19 protein-coding genes are annotated in these 20697 nt (G+C 68.3%); 4 read left to right on the top strand and 15 right to left on the bottom strand.

The features are described from left to right. Positions 1-255: 255 nt before the first annotated feature. From CEK68_RS10125 to CEK68_RS10065, 13 genes are all read right to left on the bottom strand, one after another. Positions 256-1440, bottom strand: a complete 1185-nt coding sequence (locus CEK68_RS10125) for a flagellin (RefSeq protein ID WP_152239289.1) — start codon at positions 1438-1440, stop codon at positions 256-258. A 332-nt stretch (positions 1441-1772) separates the two neighbouring features. Then, the gene (gene flgL, locus CEK68_RS10120; protein WP_017915411.1) at positions 1773-2978 is read right to left on the bottom strand and encodes a flagellar hook-associated protein FlgL; all 1206 of its coding nucleotides are present in this window, start codon (positions 2976-2978) and stop codon (positions 1773-1775) included. Then, complete coding sequence (flgK, locus tag CEK68_RS10115; protein WP_017915412.1) at positions 2975-4849, bottom strand: flagellar hook-associated protein FlgK; 1875 nt, start codon at positions 4847-4849, stop codon at positions 2975-2977. Before flgK ends, flgL begins: the two co-directional genes overlap by 4 nt. Positions 4850-4860: 11 nt before the next feature. After that, positions 4861-6069 (bottom strand): flagellar assembly peptidoglycan hydrolase FlgJ, encoded by a 1209-nt coding sequence (gene flgJ, locus CEK68_RS10110; RefSeq protein WP_148828686.1) that lies wholly within the window; start codon positions 6067-6069, stop codon positions 4861-4863. A gap of 1 nt (position 6070) precedes the next feature. Then, a complete protein-coding gene (locus tag CEK68_RS10105) occupies positions 6071-7189 on the bottom strand; it encodes a flagellar basal body P-ring protein FlgI (RefSeq protein WP_017912877.1) in 1119 nt (372 codons plus the stop codon). Positions 7190-7197: 8 nt separating this feature from the next. Next, a complete protein-coding gene (gene flgH / locus CEK68_RS10100) occupies positions 7198-7899 on the bottom strand; it encodes a flagellar basal body L-ring protein FlgH (protein ID WP_017908575.1) in 702 nt (233 codons plus the stop codon). A 23-nt stretch (positions 7900-7922) separates the two neighbouring features. After that, entirely contained in the window at positions 7923-8708 is a 786-nt protein-coding gene (gene flgG, locus CEK68_RS10095; protein WP_017908574.1) for a flagellar basal-body rod protein FlgG, read from the bottom strand. A 102-nt stretch (positions 8709-8810) separates the two neighbouring features. Beyond that, positions 8811-9566 (bottom strand): flagellar basal body rod protein FlgF, encoded by a 756-nt coding sequence (locus CEK68_RS10090; RefSeq protein WP_017908573.1) that lies wholly within the window; start codon positions 9564-9566, stop codon positions 8811-8813. A 106-nt stretch (positions 9567-9672) separates the two neighbouring features. Next, positions 9673-10896 (bottom strand): flagellar hook protein FlgE, encoded by a 1224-nt coding sequence (flgE, locus tag CEK68_RS10085; protein ID WP_017908572.1) that lies wholly within the window; start codon positions 10894-10896, stop codon positions 9673-9675. Between the two features lie 29 nt (positions 10897-10925). Then, a complete protein-coding gene (locus CEK68_RS10080; protein WP_017908571.1) occupies positions 10926-11600 on the bottom strand; it encodes a flagellar hook capping FlgD N-terminal domain-containing protein in 675 nt (224 codons plus the stop codon). A 41-nt stretch (positions 11601-11641) separates the two neighbouring features. Further along, complete coding sequence (gene flgC / locus CEK68_RS10075) at positions 11642-12049, bottom strand: flagellar basal body rod protein FlgC (RefSeq protein ID WP_017908570.1); 408 nt, start codon at positions 12047-12049, stop codon at positions 11642-11644. A gap of 2 nt (positions 12050-12051) precedes the next feature. Then, positions 12052-12450, bottom strand: a complete 399-nt coding sequence (gene flgB, locus CEK68_RS10070; protein ID WP_017908569.1) for a flagellar basal body rod protein FlgB — start codon at positions 12448-12450, stop codon at positions 12052-12054. Positions 12451-12607: 157 nt separating this feature from the next. After that, positions 12608-13558 carry a chemotaxis protein gene (locus CEK68_RS10065; RefSeq protein WP_026143352.1) on the bottom strand — a complete coding sequence of 317 codons (951 nt, stop codon included), beginning with the start codon at positions 13556-13558 and terminating at the stop codon, positions 12608-12610. Between the two features lie 113 nt (positions 13559-13671). On the opposite strand from CEK68_RS10065, the gene flgA reads away from it, so the two are divergent. From flgA to CEK68_RS10045, 4 genes are all read left to right on the top strand, one after another. After that, positions 13672-14316 carry a flagellar basal body P-ring formation chaperone FlgA gene (gene flgA / locus CEK68_RS10060; protein WP_148828688.1) on the top strand — a complete coding sequence of 215 codons (645 nt, stop codon included), beginning with the start codon at positions 13672-13674 and terminating at the stop codon, positions 14314-14316. 66 nt (positions 14317-14382) lie between these two features. Further along, positions 14383-14700, top strand: a complete 318-nt coding sequence (gene flgM, locus CEK68_RS10055; RefSeq protein ID WP_026143351.1) for a flagellar biosynthesis anti-sigma factor FlgM — start codon at positions 14383-14385, stop codon at positions 14698-14700. Between the two features lie 2 nt (positions 14701-14702). After that, positions 14703-15041 carry a flagella protein gene (locus CEK68_RS10050; protein WP_026143350.1) on the top strand — a complete coding sequence of 113 codons (339 nt, stop codon included), beginning with the start codon at positions 14703-14705 and terminating at the stop codon, positions 15039-15041. A gap of 85 nt (positions 15042-15126) precedes the next feature. Then, positions 15127-16350: an ATP-binding protein gene (locus CEK68_RS10045; RefSeq protein WP_017915057.1), complete on the top strand. Its 1224-nt coding sequence runs from the start codon at positions 15127-15129 to the stop codon at positions 16348-16350. Between the two features lie 396 nt (positions 16351-16746). Here CEK68_RS10045 and CEK68_RS10040 read toward each other — a convergent pair whose 3' ends face one another. Next, positions 16747-18471: an EAL domain-containing protein gene (locus tag CEK68_RS10040; RefSeq protein ID WP_010341742.1), complete on the bottom strand. Its 1725-nt coding sequence runs from the start codon at positions 18469-18471 to the stop codon at positions 16747-16749. Between the two features lie 4 nt (positions 18472-18475). Beyond that, on the bottom strand, positions 18476-20578 hold the full coding sequence (locus CEK68_RS10035; RefSeq protein WP_225851616.1) for a PAS domain S-box protein: 2103 nt from the start codon (positions 20576-20578) through the stop codon (positions 18476-18478). Positions 20579-20697 lie beyond the last annotated feature (119 nt).

Here is a 20697-nt window from a genome sequence, read left to right as displayed (position 1 = left end):
GGTCGGTGGCCATGGCTGTCTCCCGTCGATCCTGCATAACGGGTCGCATGCACGGGATCGCCGCGAATAGCATGGCCACGCCGTCAGCTGGCCGTCGCCCTGCCAGTCATGGTAGCGCTCGCCTTCGGCGTCGAGGACCGGCAACGCGCGGAGATGGCGCTTCCTCCGGGATGCGACGGCCCATCGCGGGAAGAGGAAACAAAAAAGGCCCCTCCTTGCGGAGGGGCCTCGGTGGTGCAATGCGGCTGGCGACGCTTAGCCCTGGAGCAGGCTCAGCACGCTCTGCGGGGCCTGCTTGGCCTGGGCCAGCATGGCGGTGCCGGCCTGCTGCAGGATCTGCGTACGGGTCAGCTCGGCGGTTTCCTTGGCGTAGTCGGTATCGCGGATGCGGCTGCGCGAGGCCGACAGGTTCTCCGAGGTGGAGCTCAGGTTGGCGATGGTGGACGTGAAGCGGTTCTGGATCGCACCCATGTCCGCGCGCGAGGAGTTAACCGAGGTCAGCGCGTTGTCGATGATGCTCAGCGCCTTCTGCGCGCCCTGGAAGGTCGAGATGTCCACGTCCTTCAGGAAGTTGGTGGTGCCCGCGGCCGCAGTGGCGCTGGCGGCGATGCCGCTCTGGTCGAAGGTGATGCCGTTGGCGCCGGTGGCCGAGCCCGCGGTGAACGAGAAGTCCTGGCCGCCCTTGACCGATTCCAGCTTCAGCTTGTTGCTGCTGTCCACCGAGGCGTACACGCCGGTCTGGGCCAGCTTGTCGTTGATCGCCGATGCGATCTTCTTGGCCACATCGGTGTCCACGTCGCCGACGGCCACCGAGACCGAGGCGATGCTGACGCCGTTGACGACCATGCCGGAGAAGCTGCCGCTGGCGGTGGCGGTACCCGAGGCCAGGGCGTTGGTGGTGGTCTGGGTGGCGGCGAAGCCGGCCTTGCCCAGCGAGGCGGCGCTGGCGTTGACGATGCTGTTGATGCCGATGGTCTGGCCGGCGTCGGCGCCGACCTGGAACAGCGCGCCGGAGAACGAGCCGTCCAGCAGCTTGGTACCGTTGAAGTTGGTCTGGCTGGAGACGCGGTCGATTTCCGAGGCCAGCTGCTTGACTTCCGAGTTCAGCGCGCCACGGTCGGTGGTGGAGTTGGTGGCGTTGGCCGACTGCACCGCCAGTTCGCGGATACGCTGCAGGTTGTTGCCGATTTCGACCATCGCGCCTTCGGCGGTCTGTGCCAGCGAGATGCCGTCGTTGGCGTTGCGCGAGGCCACGTCCAGGCCGCGGATCTGGGTGGTGAAGCGCTCGGAGATCGCCAGACCGGCCGCGTCGTCCTTGGCGCTGTTGATGCGCAGGCCCGAGGACAGGCGCTGGATCGTCGTCGCCAGGCTGGCGCTGGTGGTGTTGAGGTTCCGCTGAGCGTTCAGCGACATTACGTTGGTATTGATGACCTGTGCCATTTTGATATCTCCTCTAAGCGATTTGTCCGGCAACCGGTTGGTGCCTGGAGTCTCCGCAGGGGGCCATCAATTTGGCCAGTGCGGCTGGTGATATAAGTAACGGCGACAGGCTCGCAACCTTTAGCGATTTACTGCAGAAAATTTGCCGTTCCGGCGATGCGCAAAACACCAGGAATACCGCGGAGAGCCTTTCTCGGCCGCACTTCGGCAAACTTTAGGGTTGCCTGCGCGTTGTCTACCTATCCAGCGGCGATGACGATCTTTGTATAACGCGAAAGGCCCGGAAGCGTCGCCGCGCTCCGGGCCTTTCTGTATATCCGGTATATCGCCGATCAGCCGAGCCGGTCGAACAGCGACATCCTTTGCATCTGGGTAAAGATGGTCTGTGCCGCTTTCAGCGCCGACTGTTCCAGTTGGTACTGGGAGATCGCCTGTGCGTAGTCGAGGTCGCGCAGCGAGGACAGGGTGGTCTTCAGGGTGACGTCGTTGGAGGCGCGCAGGTCGGTGGCGTTGTCGATCGCCGCGAGCTGGGCGCCGCCGGCGGCGCGCGCGTCGATCATCTTCGACGAGGCCTGGGTGATGTCGCGCATCGACGACTGCAGACCATTCTGCAGGGCAGCCTTGGCGGCCGGGGTGATCGGATCGGTGTTGAGCAGGTTGACCAGGTTGCTGATGGTGGAGAACACGTCCTTGGTGGTCGAGGCGCCGATCTGGAAGCTGTCGCCGGCGGCGGGGGCGCCGTCCACGCGCATCTTCAAGCCGGGCAGGCCGATGCTCTCGCCGGCGGCATAGGTGCCTGTATTGACCACCGCGCCACTGCTGTCGCGCACCTCGTAGGTGGTGGCGGCGGTGAACACGACACTGTAGCTGCTGCCGTTCCAGGCGCTGCCGGAGCCGTCGCGGCTGAAATCCAGCAGCAGGCCGGTGCCGGTGTTGCCGGCGGCCGCATGCGCGTCCACGGTGCCGTCCCCGGTGGGCACGCGCATGAAGATCTCGCTGCCGGGCAGGGTGTCGGAGACCTTGGTGTCCGGTGCCACTTCCACGCTGCGCTGGGTCTGGTTGCCGCTGTAGACCACGTTGCCCGAGACCACGGCGAACGGGGCCGCATCGTCGGCGGTGCCGCCGAACAGGTAGCGGCCGGAGCCGTCGGTGCTGTTGGACAGGCTCAGCAGGCTGTCGTGCAGGGTCTTCAGCTCCGCGGCGATGGCCTTGCGGTCGGGCGTGGTCAGCGCCGAACTATTGGCTTCCACCGTCAGATCCTTGACCCGCGCCATCAGGTCGCCGGCCTGCGCCAGCGAGTTTTCCTGCAGGTTGAGCCGATTCTGCACGTTGTTGGCGTTGTCGCCGAAGCGCGCCAGCGCGGCCACCGTGCGGTCCAGGCTGACCGCGGTGCCCGCGGCGACCGGATCGTCGGCCGCACTGACGATGCGCTGACCGGTGGAGAGCTGTTGCTGCAGGTGCGAGATCGTCGCCTGCTTGCCGAGCATGGTGTTGAGCGACTGATTGAAGATCATGCCGCTGGAGATGCGATTGCTCATCGGACCGCGCTCAGGATGGACTGGAACAGGGTGTCGGCGGTGGAGATCAGGCGCGAGGCCGCCTGGTAGGCCTGCTGCAGCCGCAACATGTCCGCCGCTTCCTCGTCGAGGTTGACGCCGGACAGCGAGTCGCGCGCGTCCTGGGCGCTGCTCTGGATCACGTCCTGCGCATCGGCCGCGTACTTGGCCTGGCGCGCCGCCGAGCCGACCGTGGTGGTCAGGCCGGCCACCGCACCGTTGAGGGTGATGGTGCCGCCGTTGAAGGCCTTGGCATCGTCCAGGTTGGACAGCAGCAGGGCGTTGCCGTTGTTGCTCGAGCCGACCCCGGTCGGGCCCACCGCGAAGCTGTCGCCGGCGGACGGGACGCCGTCCATGGTCAGGCTCCAGCCGTTGGCGCTGATGGTCTGGCCGGCGGTGTAGGTCTGCGGCGCGCCGCCGTTGATCGAGTAATGGGTGGAATCGATGAAGGCGATGTTCGCCGGCGTCAGCAGGTTGGCGTTGCTGGCGTTGGTCGCGGCGACGTTGCTGACCTTGCCGGTGCCCTGGTTGCTGAGCGTGGCGCTGGCCTGGATCGGCGTCGCCGCGGCGATGCGCGAGGGGTCGCTGATGGCCACGGACAGCTTGCTGATGGCATTGGCGGTGGGCTGCAGCAGGAACTTGTCGCCGCTGGCGGCGGTGCCGGAGACCTGCAGGGTCACGCCGTTGACCACGAACGGATCGGCGTTGGTGCCGGAGCCGCTCATCGGGACGCTGGCGCCGGTGTCGGCGCGGCTGGCGCTCCAGGCGGTGCCGTTGTAGGTCAGCAGCAGGTTCTGCCCGTCGAGCTTGCTCAGGTCGCTGACGCTGGCGGTGAACGCCGCGGTGCCGGTGTTGGCGCTGTTGCCGTCCACGGTCGGCGCCGGCAGGTTGAAGAAATCGCCGCCCATCTGGCCGTACAGGTCCATGCCGGCGTGGTGCTGCTGGTTGTAGCTGCTGGCCACGCCGGTGGCGATGCGGCCGAGTTCGGCCTTGGTCGGATCCAGGACGTTGCTGCGGAACTCCAGGAAGCCGCCGATCTGCCCGCCCAGTGCCTTGCTGGTGAGCGGCGTCGAGCCGCCGGGGGTCTTCAGCGCGATCTGCAGCTTTTCCGGCTGGTAGGGATCGGGACTGGTGACCAGGGTCGACGCATTCGTGCCGACCACCATCGCCTGGCCGCCGGAGGTGTAGACGTTCATCATCCCGCCGTCCTGCTGGATGACGCTGCCGCCGGTGTAGCCGATGAGCTGGCCGATCATCTGGTCGCGGCGATCGAGCAGGTCCGGTGCGGCGGCATTGGCGTTGGAGCCGATCTGGCCGTTGAGCTTGGCGATCTCAGTGGCCAGGCGGTTGGCTTCGGCGGTGCCGGCCAGCAGGCCGTTGTTGACTTCGCTGCCGAGCGAGTCGAGCTGGCCGTTGAGCTGCTTGAAGCGGGTGACCAGCGAATTGCCGGCGTCCAGCAGGTTCTGCCGGTTGGCGCTGGCCGAGGCGTTGGAGGACAGGCCGGTGGTGGCGTCGAAGAAGTTCGACCACTGTCCGGCGATGCTGGTGGCCTTGTCCGAGAACAGCCCGTCGACGCGGCTGGACAGGCTGGAGAGCTGCTTCAGCCGGGCGACTTCGCCGGTGCTGTCGAACAGGCGCGAGATCGCCAACTGGTCGGCGACGCGGGAGACGTCGGTGATCTGGGTGCCGTTGCCGATGAACTCGCTGCCGTACTGGCTCGGGACCGTGGTCGCGAACGTCGTCCGCTGCCGGCTGTAGCCGTCGGTGTTGATATTGGCGACGTTGTGGCTGACCGTGGACAGGGCCCGCTGGAAGGCGAGCAGGGCGCCGGTACCGGTGGAGAGGATGGACATGGACGGCTACCTCAACGGCGCACGAGGCCGGACGGATCGACGGTGCTGGCCAGAACGCGCTCGATGCCGCCGGCGGCGGCGCTGCCGATCGCGGCGACCGCGCGGCCGATGGTCGGGCCGCCGGCGATGGCGGCGATCTTGGCTGCGTAGGCGGGGTCGGTGGCGTAGCCGGCGCGCTGCAGGCCCTGGGCGAAGCCGCGGATGTCGGTGCCGGCCTTCAGCGCCTGCTGGTAGCGCGGATTGGTCTTCAGCAGGCGCACGTAGTCGGCGAAGCTTTCCGCCGGCGAGGAATAGGCACGGAAATCGGCGGTCTGCGACTGCTTGACCCCGTCCACGTACTCGTGGGTGCCGGTGGTCACGCGGTCGCCGTTCCAGCCGGTGGCCTTGATCCCGAACAGGTTGTTGGAACTGGCGCCGTCGCCGCGGGAAATGCCGCGGCGGCCCCAGCCGGTCTCCAGCGCGGCCTGCGCGACCAGGGCGCGCGCGTCCACGCCCAGTTCCTGCGCGGCCTTCTGCGCATGGTTCCAGATCTTGGCGACGAAGCCTTCCGGGGTCCGCTCGCCGAGGCTGGCCGCGGCGGCGTTGGCGGCCGCGGCGGCGCTGGGATCGATGGCGGTGCCGCTGTCGGCGGCCGCCTGCACGTTCGACCAGCGGTCGTCGGCACCGGCCCAGGACATGCCGGCGCTGCCGTCGGCCGGGCTGCTGCCGATGGCCTGGTGCATGGCGCTGCTCTCGCGGCCGGCGATCATGTCCAGCACCTGTTGCTGCGGGGCGGCGGTCGCCTCGGCGCCGCTCCACGGGCCGACGCCGGCGCCGGCCGTGGCACCGGCGGCAAGCGCGGCCTCGCCCTGCAGCGCCATCGGGCCGTTGCCGGACTGGCCGGACACCAGCGAGTAGGCCTTGGCCGCCTTGGCCGCGCCCAGCGAGGTATTGGCCGGCGTGGTCGCCGCCGGCTGGCCGCCCCCGAGCTGCTTGGAGATCATCGCCGCCAGGCCCAGCCCCTTGCCGTCGGTCAGGCCCTTGGCGAGCTGCTGGTCGTACATGTCGCGGAAGGTCTGGTTCTCGCCGGGGAACAGCGAATTGCCGAAACTGGCCTCGCGCATGCTTTTGACCAGCATGTTGGCGAACTGCCCTTCGAGCTGGCGCGAGACCTTGTCGATCTTGGCCGGATCGTTCTGGGTAGAGGCGTGCAGGTCGAAGGGAGCGGCCGAGATACGCATGTCAGATCACCTCCAGCTCCGCGCTCAGGGCACCGGCCTGCTTGAGCGCTTCCAGAATCGCGATCAGGTCGCCAGGCGCGGCGCCGACCTCGTTGACCGCCCGCACGATCTGATCCAGCGAGGTGCCGCCCTCGAACTTGAACATGCGGCTGCCTTCGTTGGTGGCGGTGATGGTGGACTTGGGCGTGGCCACGGTCTGGCCGCCACTCAGCGCATTGGGCTGGCTGACCTGGGTGCCTTCGCTGATGGTCACCGTCAGCGAGCCGTGCGAGATCGCCGCCGGGCTGACCCGGACCTGCGAGCCGATCACCACCGTGCCGGTGCGGGCGTTGACCACCACCTTGGCCGGTGCCGCACCCGGCGACAGCTCGACGTTCTCGATCCGTGCCAGCAGGCCGATCCGCGCGCTCTGGTCGGTGGGCGAACGCACCGCCACGGTGGAGCCGTCCACCGCATGCGCGCTGCCGGGGCCGAAGGTGCTTTCCAGCGCCGAGACCATGCGCGAGACGGTGGTGAAATCGGGCTGGTGCAGGTTCAGGGTGATCTCGCCGGTGTTGCCGAACACGTCCGGCAGCGCACGTTCCACCGTCGCGCCGTTGGGGATCAGGCCGACGCTGGGCACGTTCACCGAGATCCGCGAACCGTCCTTGCCCTGCGCGCCGAAGCCGCCGACCACCAGGTTGCCCTGCGCGACCGCATAGACCTGGCCGTCGGCGCCCTTCAGCGGCGCCATCAGCAGGGTGCCGCCGCGCAGCGAGATGGCGTTGCCGATCGAGGAGACGGTGATGTCGATGGTCTGGCCCGGCTTGGCGAACGCCGGCAGCTGCGCGCTGATCGCCACCGCGGCCACGTTCTTCAACTGCGGGTTGACGTTGGCCGGCACGTTGACGCCCAGCTCGCCGAGCATGTTCTTCAAGCTCTGCACGGTGAAGGGCGCCTGGCTGGTGCGGTCGCCGCTGCCGTCCAGGCCGACCACCAGGCCGTAGCCGACCAGCGCGTTGTTGCGCACGCCGCCGACCTGGGCCAGGTCCTTGATGCGTTCGGCCGCGGCCGGCGCGGCCAGGCCGGCGCACAGGGCGACGGCGGCGAGCAGGCGGCAGGGCAGGGACAGGAGAGTCATGGCGGGCCTCAGTACGGCGAGATGCGCGAGTTGAAGAAGCGGCTCAGCCAGCCCATCGCGTTGGACTGCGCGACCGCGCCGCGGCCGCCGTAGGCGATGCGCGCTTCGGCCACCTTGCTGGAGGGAATGGTGTTGTCCGGGGCGATGTCGGCGGCGCGGACCACGCCCTGCACCTGCACCAGTTCGTCGCCCTGGTTCAGCCGCAGGTTCTTCTGGCCCTGGATCACCAGGTTGCCGTTGGGCAGGCGCTGCATCACGGTCACGGTGATGCTGCCCTGCATGGTGTTGCTCTGCGCGGTGTTGCCCTTGCCGGCGAAGCTGCGGTCGCCGCTGGTGGAGTTGTTGAGGATGTTGGTGCCGTTGACGGTGAGCGGCGCGCCCAGCAGCGTCGGCGTGGCCATGGTCACCGCATCCTTTTTGCTGATGCTGGTGTTGGCGGTGCTGCTGGCGTTGGTGCTTTCGACCAGGGTGATGGTCAGCAGGTCGCCGACGTCGCGGGCGCGACGATCGGAGTACAGCTGCAGGCCGGGGCCGGCGGCGTAGATCGCACCCGCGGTCGGCTGCGCCTGCGGCGCCATCACCGGCACGATCGGCGCCATCGGCGCGTACGGACGCACGTCGCCGGCGGCCACGCCCAGACCGGCGCAACCGCCGAGCAGGACCGGCAGCAGCAGCGCGGCGGAGAAGGAGAGAGAGGACAGGCGCGACATGGCGGATTCCGGAGGCGAGGGGATCAGACGTTGTTGTTCAGATAGCCGAGCATCGAGTCGGTGGTGGAGATGGCCTTGGCGTTCATCTCGTAGGCGCGCTGGGTCTCGATCATGCTCACCAGCTCTTCCACCACATTGACGTTGCTGCCTTCCAGCGCGCCCTGCGCGATCTTGCCGAGGCCGTTGAGGCCGGGCGTGCCGTTCGTCGCCGGCCCGGAGGCGGCGGTTTCCACGTACAGGTTCTGGCCCTGGGCCTGCAGGCCGGAGGGATTGATGAAGTCGGTCAGGGTCAGCGCGCCGACCTGCAGCGCCGCGGCGGTACCGGCGACTTGCACGCTCACCGTGCCGTCGGAGCCGATGGTCACCGACTGCGCGCCTTCCGGGATCTGGATGCCCGGCTGGATCGGGTAGCCGCTGTTGGTGACCAGCTGGCCCTGCGCATCGATCTGGAAGCTGCCGTCGCGGGTGTAGGCCGAGGTGCCATCCGGCATCTGCACTTCGAAGAAGCCGCGGCCGTTGACCATCACGTCCAGGGCGCGATCGGTCTGCTGCTGGCTGCCCTGCTCGAAATCCTTGGCGGTGGCGACCACGCGCACGCCGGTACCCACCTGCAGGCCCGAGGGCAGCTGCGTCTGCGAGGAGCTGGCGCCGCCGGGCTGCCGCAGCTGTTGGTACAGCAGGTCCTCGAAGTTGGCGCGGTCGCGCTTGAAACCGGTGGTGTTGGTGTTGGCCAGGTTGTTGGAGACGACCGACATGCGCGTCTGCTGCGCATCCAGTCCGGTCTTGGCGACCCACAAAGCCTGATTCATGACCCGAGTTCCTCTGATGGTGGCCCCGGCACGACGCGCCGGGGGCGCAGGGAGTGATGCATGTGCCGTGCCAAACCGGCGCCGCTGGCGCCGAGGCTCGTCTTAGCCGTTCAGACGCAGCAGGGTGTTGGCCGACTGCGCGTTCTCGTCGCCGTTCTTGATGACCTTCACCTGCATTTCGAACTGGCGCTGCAACTGGATCATCTGCACCAGCGCGCCGGCGGCATCGACGTTGCTGCCCTCGAGTACCCCGGTTCGCAGCGAATTGCCGGTGGCCGGCGCAAAGGCCTTGGCCGGATCGTCGCTGACATTGCGCATCAGGCCGTCGGGCCGGCGCGTGAGCTGGTCCGCCGGCGCCTGCACCACCTTCAGCGTGGCGATGGTGCTCATCGCGGTGGGCGCTTCGCCCAGCGGCACGATCGACACCGTGCCGTCGTTGCCGATCTCCAGCGACTGGTGCGGCGGAATCGCCACCGGATTGCCCTGGTCGTCGAGCACCGCATGGCCGCTGGCGGTGACCAGCTGGCCGTTCGGGGTCAGCGCCAATTCGCCGCCGCGCGTGTACGCCTCCTTGCCGTCGGCGGACTGCACCGCCAGCCAGCGATCGGCATCCAGCGACAGATCCAGCGGATTGCCGGTCTGGTGCTGCGCGCCGACGTCGCGGTTGAACCCCTGGTCGATGTGCAGCGCATCGATCCGCGACGGATAACCGGCGCCAGGAATCCGATAGGCCTCGGTATTGGCCAGCGCCGCCTTGAACCCGGAGGTCTCGACGTTGGCCAGGTTGTGCGACACGGTGGCCTGCGCCTGCAGCGACGCGCGGGCGCCGGTCATGGCGACGTAGAGGGCTTTGTCCATTGGAGGGAACCGGGAATGGGGAATCGGGAATGGCGGAAAGCGGGAGGTCGGTGGCGGGAACCGCGTTTACGATTCCCGATTCCCCGTTCCCGATTCCCGGCGGTCGTCAACGCATATTGATGATGGTCTGCGTGACCTGATCCTGGGTCGAGATCACCTGCGAGTTCGCCTGGAAGTTGCGCTGGGCCACGATCATGTTGACCAGCTGCTCGGTCAGGTCGACGGTCGAGGATTCCAGTGCGCCGGACTGCACGCTGCCGAAGTCCGAGGTCGCAGGCGAGCCGGTGCGGGCGATGCCCGAGGCCGAGCTTTCCGCCCAGGCGTTGTCGCCGAGCGAACTCAGGCCCTGCGGATTGACGAAGTTGGTCACCGCGATCTGGCCCAGCGCCTTGTCGGCGTTGTTGGAGTAGCGCGCGTAGACGATGCCCTTCTCGTCGATGCTGATCGAGTTGAGCTTGCCGCTGGCGTAGCCGTCCTGGGTCGCGCCGCGCAGGGCGAAGGCTTCGCCGTACTGGGTCGACCCGAACACGTTGAGGGTCAGCGACAGGGTGCCGGCGCCGGTGGCGGGGGTGAAGGAACCCAGCGGAATCTTGCCGTCGGCCGGGCTGACCAGCGCGCCGCTGTTGGAGAACTGCAGCGTGCTGGCGCCGCCGGCGGCGACGCCGTCCACGTAGTTGTAGACGGTCCACTGGTTGGGCGTGGCGGTCTTGACGAAGTACGAGGTCTGCACGTGGGCCACGCCCAGCGAGTCGTAGACGGTGGTGCCGCCGCTGGAGTTGTTGTAGCTGTTGGCGTCGTTCGGATCGAACGTGGCCACGGTCGGCGGCTGGGTGTTGCCGGGCAGGGTGAAGGTCAGGTTGACCGTGCTGCTCTGCTTGGGCGGGCTGTCGGTGGTCAGCAACTGCAGGTCGGTCAGCGTACCGGCCGCAAAGCCGTTGCCGTTGCTCGCCGGCGGGAACACCTGCAGCCGCGCGCCCTGCGGATTGACCACATAGCCGTTGGCGTCGGTCTGGAAGTTGCCGGCGCGCGAGTACACGCGGGCGCCGTTGTTGGACAGGGTGAAGAAGCCGGAGCCGGAGATGGCCAGGTCCAGGCTGCGCCCGGTCGGATCGATGGTGCCCTGCGAGAACTGCTGGGCGACGTTGCTGACGCGCACGCCCGAACCCACCGCGTTGCGCGCCAGGCCGTAGCCGTTGAGCGTGAACTGGTCGGCGAACTCGGCGCGCGAGCCCTTGAAGCCGGTGGTGTTGGCGTTGGCGATGTTGTTGGCGGTGACGTTGAGGTCGGTATTGGCCGCCCTGAGGCCGGACAGCGATGTATTGAAACCCATGGTGGACTCCTGTGGATGTCGGCGTGGCGTTAGCTGACGCGGAGGACGTTGGTCAGCGGCGTGGTGCCGAGCCCGGTCAGATCGAGATAGATGCCGTCCGATCCGATGATGGCGCTCTCGACCGGCGCCTGGACGTAGGTGGACAGGGACAGTTGGTTGCCCTGGGCATCGGTCTGCCCAGCGGTGATGCTGTAGCTGCCGGCCGGCATGCGCTTGCCGCTGGCGTCGGTGCCGTCCCAGGCGAAATCGAGCTGGCCGGCCTTGTCGGCGGTGAGGCTGATCTTCTTGATCGGCTGGCCGGTGGCGTCGCTGACGGTGACGTCGACCACGCCGGCGGCCTTGGCCGCGACCAGGCCGCCGGTGCTGCCCTCGGCGCCCAGCGGCAGCGTCGCCGACGGCACCAGCACCTTGTGTCCGATCAGGTTGGCGCCGCGCAGCACCTGGTCGGTGCTCATCGACGAGGACAGCGCGGTGACGGTCTTGTTGAGGTCGCCGATGCCCTGCACGGTCGACAGCTGCGCCATCTGCGCGACCATCTGGCTGTTGTCCATCGGCTTGAGCGGATCCTGGTGCTGCAACTGCTCGGTCATCAGCTTCAGGAAGTCCGCCTGCTGCAGCGCCTTGTTCTTGGTGGTGCTGGTGTTGGCCGAGGCGCTCAGGCCCAGGCTGGAATAGGTGTCGGTGGAGGTGGTGACGCTGCTCATGGAAGCGGTCCTGGGACGTGACGCGGCGGAAGGAGGGCGGATCAGCGGCCCATGGTCAGAGTGGCCAGCGCCAGTTCCTTGGCGGTGTTGAGCACCTCCACGCCGGCCTGGTAATTGCGCGAGGCGGAGATCAGGTTGACCATCTGCGAGACCGGGTCCACATCGGGCGAATAGATGTAGCCCTCGGCGTCGGCGAGCGGATGGCCGGGTTCGTAGCGCTTGATCGGCGGTGCGTTGGTCTGGGCGATTTCCTTGACGTTGACCGAGGTCAGGCTGCTGTCGTGCGGGTTGCGCACCGCCTGGAAGATCGGCTCGATCGGCTTGTAGGCCGCCTCGGCCGAACCGGCCACCGAATCGGCGTTGGACAGGTTGCTGGCGATGGTGCTCATGCGCACCGACTGCGCCTGCAGCGCGGAGCCGGCGACGTCGAAGATCGGCAGGTTGCTCATGCTTATTGGCCCGTGATCGCGGTGAGCATGCTGCGCACCTTGGATTCGAGGAAGCTCAGCGAGGCGCGGTACTCCAGCGCGGCGCGGCCGTAGGCGGCGCGTTCGGCGTCCGGATCGACGGTGTTGCCGTCCATGCTGGGCTGGCTGGCCGCCCGGGTGATCTGGAACGGATTCAGGCCATCGCCGCCGACCGCGATGTGGCGGCTGTCGTCGACCGCGAGCTGGGTGCCTTCGCGCTGTCCCTGCGCGGCACGCATCGCCGCGTCGAAATCCAGGTCCTGGGCCTTGTACCCGGGCGTGTCGACGTTGCTGAGGTTGCTGGCGATCAGCTTCATGCGCTGCTCGCGCAGCGGCAGGGCGTCGCCATGGACGCCGAAGTAGGCTGTGATCGGATTGGACATGGCACGATCCCGCGGTTCGTTGCCGAAACCACAGGCAAGGCGCGTGCCAAAGGCGGGCGCGGGGGCCCGTGAGATCAGGGGTTGCCTCGGGAGGCGGGGGACGCCCGCGCTCTATTAGAACGTCAGGCAGGCCGCGCAGCGAGACGCGGCGCCCGGGTCAGGCGGCCGCTTGCGCTGCCGCGGCGACCACCCGCAGCCGGGTCAGCACGTACTCGGCCAACTCGTTGGGGCTGTACTTGGCAACGAAGGCATTGGCGCCCACGCGCTCGACCATCGCATTGTTGAACACGCCCGACAGCGAGGTGTGCAACAGCACGTACAGGCCGGCCAGCCCGGGGTGACGGCGGATTTCCGTCGTCAGCGTGTAGCCGTCCATCGCCGGCATCTCGATGTCAGAGATCACCATGGCGTAGCGTTCGGCCGGATTCTCGCCGGCGGCGTGGATCTGCAAGAGATGGTCCAGGGCCTGGCGGCCGTCCGACAGCAGGGTCGCGCCGACCCCGAGCTGGTCCAGTACGCTGCGGATCTGCTGCCGCGCCACCCGCGAGTCGTCGACCACCAGCACCTGCAGCTGCGGGCCGGTGAGCGCCAGCGACGGGTCCAGGTTGGCCTCGACCCGGGTCTGGGCGATGTCGGCCAGCACGCTTTCCACGTCGATCACCTGGATCAGCTCGCCCTGGAAACGGGTCACCGCGGTCAGGTAGCTGGACTCGGCGCCCAGTTCCGGCGGCGGATGGATGTCCTCCACCGCGATGTTGACGATGCGTTCCACGCCGCTGACCAGGAAGCCCTGGACCGAGCGGTTGAACTCGGTCACCACCAGATAGCCTGGGGCGGTGTCCGCGTTCGGCTCGCGCTCCGGATGGCCGATGGCCAGGCCCAGGTCGAGCACCGGCACCGAGCGCCCGCGCACGTCAGCGACGCCGGAGAATTGCAGCGGCAGCCCCGGCACCTGGAACAGCTCCGGGCGGCGCAGCACTTCCTGCACCTTGAAGACGTTCACGCCAAAAAGCTGACGACCGCCCAGCCGGAACAGCAGCAGGGCAAGCCGGTTGTGGCCCGCCAAGCGGGTGCGCTGGTCGATTCGGTTGAGAAGGTCATGACTCATGGCGTTCATATCGGCGCCTGCGCGGCGGAACTTGAGGGCGCGGTCCGGATCGGACGTGCGGTTTGCGGCACGGCGTTTGCATGGTGCCGGCGACCTTTCCCAGAGAGACGGCCATGCGCCCGATCCTATTGCTGGTCCTGCTGGCGGCGACGCCGGCCTGGGCTGCGGACTTCCAGCCGGTGGAGTCGATCCGCGCCGCGGCGTTGTCGCTGGCCGGGGCCGACGCCGATGCCGAGGCGACCCTGGACCCCTCGGTGCGGGTACCGCTGTGCCCGGTGCCGCTGCAGGCGCAGCCGACCGGCACCACGACCGTGGAGGTGAGTTGCCCGCGCGAGACCGGCTGGCGGCTGTTCGTCCCGGTGAAGGTGCGGCGCATGCAGCATGTGCTGGTGCTGGCGCGCGGCCTGTCCGCTGGAGAAACCATCGGCGCGGCCGATATCGTCCCCGAGAAACGCGACGCGGCGCGCATCGTCGGCGCCGCGATGACCGAGCCGGAAGCGGCGATCGGCAAGGTGGTGCGGCGAACCCTGCCGGCCGGCACCCTGCTGTCCGCCACCGACCTGGTCGCGCCGCGGCTGGTCCGGCGCGGCGACAATGTGGCGCTGGTGGCACGCAGCGGCGGCCTGGAAGTGCGCATGTCCGGGCGTGCACTGGGCGATGCGGGCGAAAACGAGCGGGTGACCGTCGAAAACCTGTCGTCCAAGCGCATCGTTCAGGGAACTGTGTCACAAAATGGCGACGTTTTAGTGACGCGCTAAGAATCCGGCTAAAGTTCTCCGACGCTGTGCCGTTACCTACACCGAACCCGTAACAGGATGTCCGTCATGACCCAGAAAATTGAAGGGAGTTTGCCGAGCCCGGCCACCCTTCGCACGTCGTCCGTCTCGACCAAGGCCGCCTCCGGCGCGTCCGAGGAAGGCAAGGAGCGTGCGGTCGGTGCGGCCGCAGCCACCGATAGCCTGCGCCTGACCGGCGAAGCGTCCGGTCTGCAGACCCTGCAACGCCAACTGTCGGCCGCGCCGGCGGTGGACAGCAGCCGCGTCGATGCGGTGCGCTCGGCGCTGCAGAACGGCAGCTACAAGATCAACCCCGACGCGATCGCCAGCCGCATGATCGACATGGATCGGCAACTCGGCGCATGAACATGTCCGTGACCAACCCCCTGCAGCAGCTCAGCGACGCGCTCGCCGGCGAGCGCCAGGCGTTGTTGGATCACAACGTGGAGGGCCTCATGCAGGCGACCAGCGCCAAGCTGGCGGCACTGCGCGCACTCGAGGCCGACGTGCCCGCCGGCGCCGAGGCCGAACTGCGGCTGCGTGAGCTGGCCGATGCCAATCGCGCCAACGGCGCGCTGCTGTCGCGGCGCCGACGCGAGGTCAACTGGGCGCTGCGCCACCTCGGCCGCAGCGAGAGCGCGTCGTCCTACGACGCCAACGGCGAGTCCAGCACGCCGCTCTCCCAGCGTCCGCTGGCGGTCGCCTAAGCCGCGGCGCAGTCCCACTGCGGGACGCGCATCCGCCGGCGGCAACGGCGTATATTGGGCATCCATCTATCGCCCGCCGCCTGTCGTGAATTTCGCCGAAATCAATCCCAACGCACCGCTCGTCCTGCCCGCACGCGAGAACCTGCTCGCCCTGAGCGAACTGCTGTACGAAGGCGTGGTGCTGTTCCGCGCCGACGGCCAGTTGCTGCTCGCCAACAGCGCCGCGCGCCGCCATCTCTCCTCCAGCGCCGACACCGGCGCATTGGCCTCGCATCTGGCGCAGTGGCTGCCGGGCGACGCGCTGTCGCAGGCGCGCAGCAGTGGCCGCTGGAGCGGCAGCCTGCCGACCGAGCAGCACGTGGTGCTGGCGCACCTGTACTTCCACGCCGACGCGGACGGCGGCCATTACCTGATGCTGATCCAGGGCATCGAAGGCCAGCAGGACTACGAACAGGAACTGCAGCAACGCCACGCCGAGCTGCGCCAGGCCTACCTGCGCCTCAACGGCGCCCAGGAAAAACTGCTGCAGTCGGAGAAGATGGCCTCGATCGGCCAGCTCGCCGCCGGCGTCGCCCATGAGATCAACAACCCGATCGGCTACGTCCATTCCAACCTGGGCAGCCTGCAGGAATACCTGCGCAGCCTGTTCACCCTGATCGAGGCCTACGAACGCGCCCTGCGCGCGCCGGATCCGAAGGCGCTGATCCCGGAGATCGACGACATCCGCAACCGCTTCGACATCGACTTCATCAGCCGCGACCTGCCGCAGCTGATGGCCGAATCGCGTGAAGGCATCGAGCGGGTCACCCGCATCGTCCGCGACCTGAAGGACTTCTCCTATTCCGGCCGCGAGGAGTCGTGGAAGCTGGTGGACCTGCATTCGGGCCTGGAATCGACGATCAACATCATCTGGAACGAGCTCAAGTACAAGGTCACCCTGGAGCGCCACTACGGCAACCTGCCGCTGGTGGAGTGCCTGCCGTCCGAGCTCAACCAGGTGTACATGAACCTGCTGCTCAACGCCGGCCAGGCGATCGGCGAGCGCGGCACCATCGTGGTCAGTACCGGCCAGGACGGCGAGGAGGTGTGGATCGAGTTCAAGGACTCCGGCGCCGGCATTCCGGCGGACCTGCTGCAGCGCATCTTCGACCCGTTCTTCACCACCAAACCGGTCGGCAGCGGCACCGGCCTGGGCCTGTCGATCTCCTATGGCATCGTCAACAAGCACCACGGCCGCATCGATGTCAGCAGCGTCGTCGGCGAGGGTTCGACGTTCCGGATCGTGATTCCGGTTAGGCAGCCGAAGTAGCTGGGAATGGGGAATCGGGAATGGGGAATCGGAAAAGCGGGAGCGCTGACGCTGTTCGCTTTCCGTGCCGCCGATGTCGCCATATTGACCTGACCTGAAAAAAGAAAAGCCGCAATGCGGCTTTTCCCATTCCCGATTCCCCGTTCCCGATTCCCGGCCCCTCAGGACCCCGCATCCCGCTGCTGTTCAAGGCTCGACGTTCCGGATCGTGATTCCTGTTAGGCAGCCCTAATAGCTGGGAATGGGGAATCGGGAATGGGGAGTAGGAAAAGCGGGAGCGCTGACGCTGTTCGCTTTCCGTGTCGCCGATCTCGCCTCAGTGACCTGACCTGAAAAATGAAAAGCCGCGATGCGGCTTTTCCCATTCCCGATTCCCCGTTCCCGATTCCCAGCCCCTCAGGGCCCCGCATCCCGCCGCTGTTCGTCGTGCGTGCGGAAGGCCTGGCGGATGTGTTCGCGCAGTTCGTCGTCGTTCCACGGCTTGGTCAGGAAGCGGTAGATCGCGCCGCGGTTGATCGCGTCGGTGACGGTGGCCAGGTCGGTGTAGCCGGACAGGACCAAGCGGATGGTGTCGGGGTAGAGCATCTTCACCCGGCCCAGGAATTCGGTGCCGCTCATGTCGGACATGCGCTGGTCGGACAGGATCACCTGCACGTCGTTGGTGGCGAGCAGGTCGAAGGCGTCGCGGACGTTGCCGGCGGCGAGGATGCGGTAGCCGTCGCGGCGGAACAGCCGCACCAGCGAGCGCAGCACGTTCTCTTCGTCGTCGAGCAGCAGCAGGGTGCGGTCCGGTCGGGTCTCGGTGAACGATTCCGGGCGCAGGTAGCGCCGGCGCAGGGCCATGCCGGCGGCTTCGGCGGACATCGGTTCGCCGAACAGGTAGCCCTGGAAGATGTCGCAATCGTTACGGCGCAGGAAGCCGAGCTGCGCCTGCGATTCGACGCCGTTGGCGATCACCACCATGCCCAGCTGGTGGCCCATGGCGATGATCGCGCGGGCGATCGCCGCCTCGCGGTTGCCGGCCGGCGCGCTCTTGATGAAGCTGCGGTCGATCTTCAGCTTGTCCACCGGGTAGCGCACCAGTGCGCTGAGGCTGGAATCGCCGGTGCCGAAGTTGTCCAGGCTCAGGCTGATGCCTTCGCGGCAGAGATTAGCCAGGGTCTCGTGGACGAAGTTGACGTTGTTGGTCAGCGCGCTCTCGTTGATCTCCAGCACCACCATCTGCGGCGGCACCCCGGCCGCCTGCAGCGCCGACATCACTTCGTTGAAGAAGGTCGGGCGCAGCAGCTGCAGGGTGGAGACGTTGACCGCGATGGTGAAGTCGTCGAAGCCCTGATCGCGCCACAGCCGCGCCTGGCGCAGCGCGCCTTCCATCACCCAGGTGCCGATCTGCACGATCACGCCCAGGCGCTCGGCGGTGCGCATGAAGCGCTCCGGCACCAGGATGCCCAGGGTCGGCGACTGCCAGCGCAGCAGCGATTCCATGCCGACCACGCGGCCGTCGCGGGCGCTGACCATCGGCTGGTAGCGCAGGCGCAGCTCGCCGTTGGGAATGGCGTCGACGATCTGCCGCGAGATGATGCTCTCGCTGTGCGCGCTGGGCGGGCCGTCGGCGGCGTACAGGCGCACCAGGTTGCCGCCTTCGCGCGCGGCCTGGTAGACCGCGTCCTCGGCGAAGTCGAGCAGGGTCGACAGCCGCGTGGAATGCTCCGGGCACAGGCTCACGCCGATCTTGCCGGTCATGAACAGGGTGTACGGCAGCACCGACAGCGGCAGCTCGATCTGCTGCCGGATCTCCTCGGCGAAGGCTTCCGGCGGCGGCACGTCGGCGGTGCGCGGTACCGCCATCACCAGTTCGTCGCTGCCATGGCGCCACAGCAGGCCGCGGCCGCGCAGGTGCGCCTGCAGCCGGTGCGCCAGCAGCGCCAGCGCCTGGTCGCCGACCTCCGGGCTCATGTTCTCGTTGATCGAGGCGAAGTGGTCGATGTCGATGTGCAGCAGCATCACCCCCGGCCCGCCGGCGAGCGCCTCGGCGATCATGCCGGTCAGGGCGGGATGGCCCGCACCCAGGCGCGACGGCAGTTCGTCGTCCACGGGTACGGCGCTGGCGGGATTCCACATCGGCTCAGGTTCCAGGCGGGGGCGACGGTGGTGCCGCGGTGGTGTAGGGCAGGCACAGCGTCACCCGGGTGCCGGCGCCGGGCGCGGTGTCGATCTGCAGGGTACCGCCGGCGCTCTGCGCGCGCTCGCGCATCACGATCAGGCCCAGGCCGCGCGGCCCGGCCGGATCGAAGCCGTCGCCATCGTCGACCACTTCCAGGCGCAGGCGCTGGCGTTCCTCGTCGCCGAGGGTCATCCGCACTTCGCCGGCGCTGGCATGGCGCAGCACGTTGGTCAGGCTCTCCTGGGCGATGCGGAAGCAGGCCTGTTCGACCTCGCCGCTGGGGCGCTCGGGCAGGGTGGCGATGTCCAGGTGCAGGCGCACCGGCGACGCGCGGAACAGCATGCCGGCCTGCCAGCGCAGCGCCGCTTCCAGGCCCAGCGCGTCCAGCTGCGGCGGCCGCAGCAGCGTGGAGAGGTTGCGCAGCTTGGTGATGCTGCTGTCGGCCAGGCTCACGATCTCGCTGAGATCCTCGCGGCGGCGCTCGGCGTCGGTCTCGTCCAGCGCCGCGTGCGCCGACAGCTTCATCGCGGTGATCGCCTGGCCGATGTCGTCGTGCAGGTCGCGCGAGATCGCGCGGCGCTCGTCTTCCTGCAACGAGAACAGGCGCCGCGCCATCGCCTGCAGTTCGCGGTTGCTCTGCGCCAGCGCGTCGCGCATGCGCTCCGGTTCGCTGAGGTCGCGCACGATCAGCAGCTTGCAGTCGCGGCCGCTGTAGCGGACGTTGCCGAACGACAGCCCGGCATGGAACAGCGAGCCGTCGCGGCGGCACATGCGTGCGGTGGCACCGCGTTCGCCCTTGGCCCCGGCCGCGCCCATCCGTTGCCGTACCAGCGCCAGGTCGGCGCTGTCGACCAGGCCCTGCAGCGGCTCGCCGAGCAGGTTCTCGCCCTCGAAGCCGAACTGCCCGGCGCAGGCGGCGTTGGCGTACAGCACGTGTTCCTGGTGCAGGATCGCCACGCCGTCCGGCAGCACCCGCACCAGTTCGCGGAACTGCTCCTCGCGCTCGTGCAGCAGGCGCCGCGAGCGCTCGTGCTCGGTCACGTCCTGCAGGGTGCCGTGCACGCAGGCGCCGCCTGCGTCGTCGCTGGACGATTCGGCGCGCAGATGCAGCATGCGCGCCTGGCCGTCGGCGGCCAGCACCGGCAGCAGCATGTCCAGTTGCAGCGGCGCGCTGCCGCACAGGTCCTCGATCACCCGCTGGATGCGCGCCTGCGACGCCACGTCGGGCGGGACCAGCAGTTCTTCCAGGCGGTGCTGGCGCGGTTGGTCCGGCACGCGCCGGCCGAGCATGCGGTAGACCTGCTCGGAGTAACTGCCCAGGCCGCTGGCACGGTCCAGTTGCCAGGAGCCCAGCCGCGCGATCGATTGCGCCTCCTGCAGATGCTGCAGGGCCTGGTCGCGGCGGCGCTGCGCGTCGTACTCGGCGCTGCGGTCGCTGATCACCACCAGCCGCGCCTGCCGGCCGTGGTAGTCCAGGCTGGTACTGCGCGCCTCGGCCATGCACTGGCTACCGTCGCGCAGGCGCAGCGGCTCGGCCACCACGCAGGTCTTGGACGGGGTCTGCCGGATCGTCTCGATCACCTCGGCCAGGCGGGCGCTGGCGCTGGGCGGCCACAGTCGCGCCAATTCCAGTCCGACGAACTCGTCGTGCGACCAGCCGAAGAAGGCGACCGCGGTGGGGTTGACGTCGAGGATGCGCAGGCTTTCCAGGTCGTAGACCAGCATCGGGCTGGGATTGGCGTGGAACATCTGCCGGTAGCCGGCCTCCGACAGCGCCAGCCGGGTGTGCGCTTGCACGGCGGCGCGCACCAGCGGGCGCAGCAGGTAGTACAGGGCGATTGCGGTCAGGGTCAGGAACAGGGCGTCGTTGACCAGCTGCAGGACGATCAACGTGCGGGGATCGTCTACGAAATGCGCCAAAACCAGGTCGCTGCCGATCGACAGCGCCAGCCCCAGCAGCACGTACAGCAGCACCACTCTCCAGATGCCACGGTCCAGGCGCTGCGCCAGGCGCATGCCGGAGGTCGCCTGATGGGGCAGGGAGCTGTCGCGTTGTGGTTGCATGCCCCGGCAGCCTGCTGCGGTGGTCCGTGTCCGGCGGACATCTTAGCCGCTGACGGCCGCCGCGGCCCATGGTCGGGCGGTGCGGGCGCTCAATTAATGCCGCCGGGTGCCGTTATCAC

This window comes from Xanthomonas sp. LMG 12461, from assembly GCF_009192935.1.
Taxonomy (GTDB): Bacteria; Pseudomonadota; Gammaproteobacteria; order Xanthomonadales; family Xanthomonadaceae; genus Xanthomonas_A; species Xanthomonas_A sontii.
This window is presented reverse-complemented; position numbering and strand designations above follow the sequence as displayed.

Excerpts from the sequence above, each read along its gene's own strand:
- CEK68_RS10105 (WP_017912877.1), bottom strand. The coding sequence starts at position 7,189 with ATGACTCTCCTGTCCCTGCCCTGCCGCCTGCTCGCCGCCGTCGCCCTG.
- CEK68_RS10040 (WP_010341742.1), bottom strand. The coding sequence starts at position 18,471 with ATGTGGAATCCCGCCAGCGCCGTACCCGTGGACGACGAACTGCCGTCG.
- flgB (WP_017908569.1), bottom strand. The coding sequence starts at position 12,450 with ATGTCCAATCCGATCACAGCCTACTTCGGCGTCCATGGCGACGCCCTG.
- CEK68_RS10090 (WP_017908573.1), bottom strand. The coding sequence starts at position 9,566 with ATGGACAAAGCCCTCTACGTCGCCATGACCGGCGCCCGCGCGTCGCTG.
- flgM (WP_026143351.1), top strand. The coding sequence starts at position 14,383 with ATGACCCAGAAAATTGAAGGGAGTTTGCCGAGCCCGGCCACCCTTCGC.
- flgL (WP_017915411.1), bottom strand. The coding sequence starts at position 2,978 with ATGAGCAATCGCATCTCCAGCGGCATGATCTTCAATCAGTCGCTCAAC.
- CEK68_RS10125 (WP_152239289.1), bottom strand. The coding sequence starts at position 1,440 with ATGGCACAGGTCATCAATACCAACGTAATGTCGCTGAACGCTCAGCGG.
- flgJ (WP_148828686.1), bottom strand. The coding sequence starts at position 6,069 with ATGCGTATCTCGGCCGCTCCCTTCGACCTGCACGCCTCTACCCAGAAC.
- CEK68_RS10080 (WP_017908571.1), bottom strand. The coding sequence starts at position 11,600 with ATGAGCAGCGTCACCACCTCCACCGACACCTATTCCAGCCTGGGCCTG.
- CEK68_RS10065 (WP_026143352.1), bottom strand. The coding sequence starts at position 13,558 with ATGAGTCATGACCTTCTCAACCGAATCGACCAGCGCACCCGCTTGGCG.
- flgG (WP_017908574.1), bottom strand. The coding sequence starts at position 8,708 with ATGAATCAGGCTTTGTGGGTCGCCAAGACCGGACTGGATGCGCAGCAG.
- flgE (WP_017908572.1), bottom strand. The coding sequence starts at position 10,896 with ATGGGTTTCAATACATCGCTGTCCGGCCTCAGGGCGGCCAATACCGAC.
- flgA (WP_148828688.1), top strand. The coding sequence starts at position 13,672 with ATGCGCCCGATCCTATTGCTGGTCCTGCTGGCGGCGACGCCGGCCTGG.
- flgC (WP_017908570.1), bottom strand. The coding sequence starts at position 12,049 with ATGAGCAACCTGCCGATCTTCGACGTCGCCGGCTCCGCGCTGCAGGCG.
- CEK68_RS10050 (WP_026143350.1), top strand. The coding sequence starts at position 14,703 with ATGTCCGTGACCAACCCCCTGCAGCAGCTCAGCGACGCGCTCGCCGGC.
- flgH (WP_017908575.1), bottom strand. The coding sequence starts at position 7,899 with ATGTCGCGCCTGTCCTCTCTCTCCTTCTCCGCCGCGCTGCTGCTGCCG.
- flgK (WP_017915412.1), bottom strand. The coding sequence starts at position 4,849 with ATGTCCATCCTCTCCACCGGTACCGGCGCCCTGCTCGCCTTCCAGCGG.
- CEK68_RS10035 (WP_225851616.1), bottom strand. The coding sequence starts at position 20,578 with ATGCAACCACAACGCGACAGCTCCCTGCCCCATCAGGCGACCTCCGGC.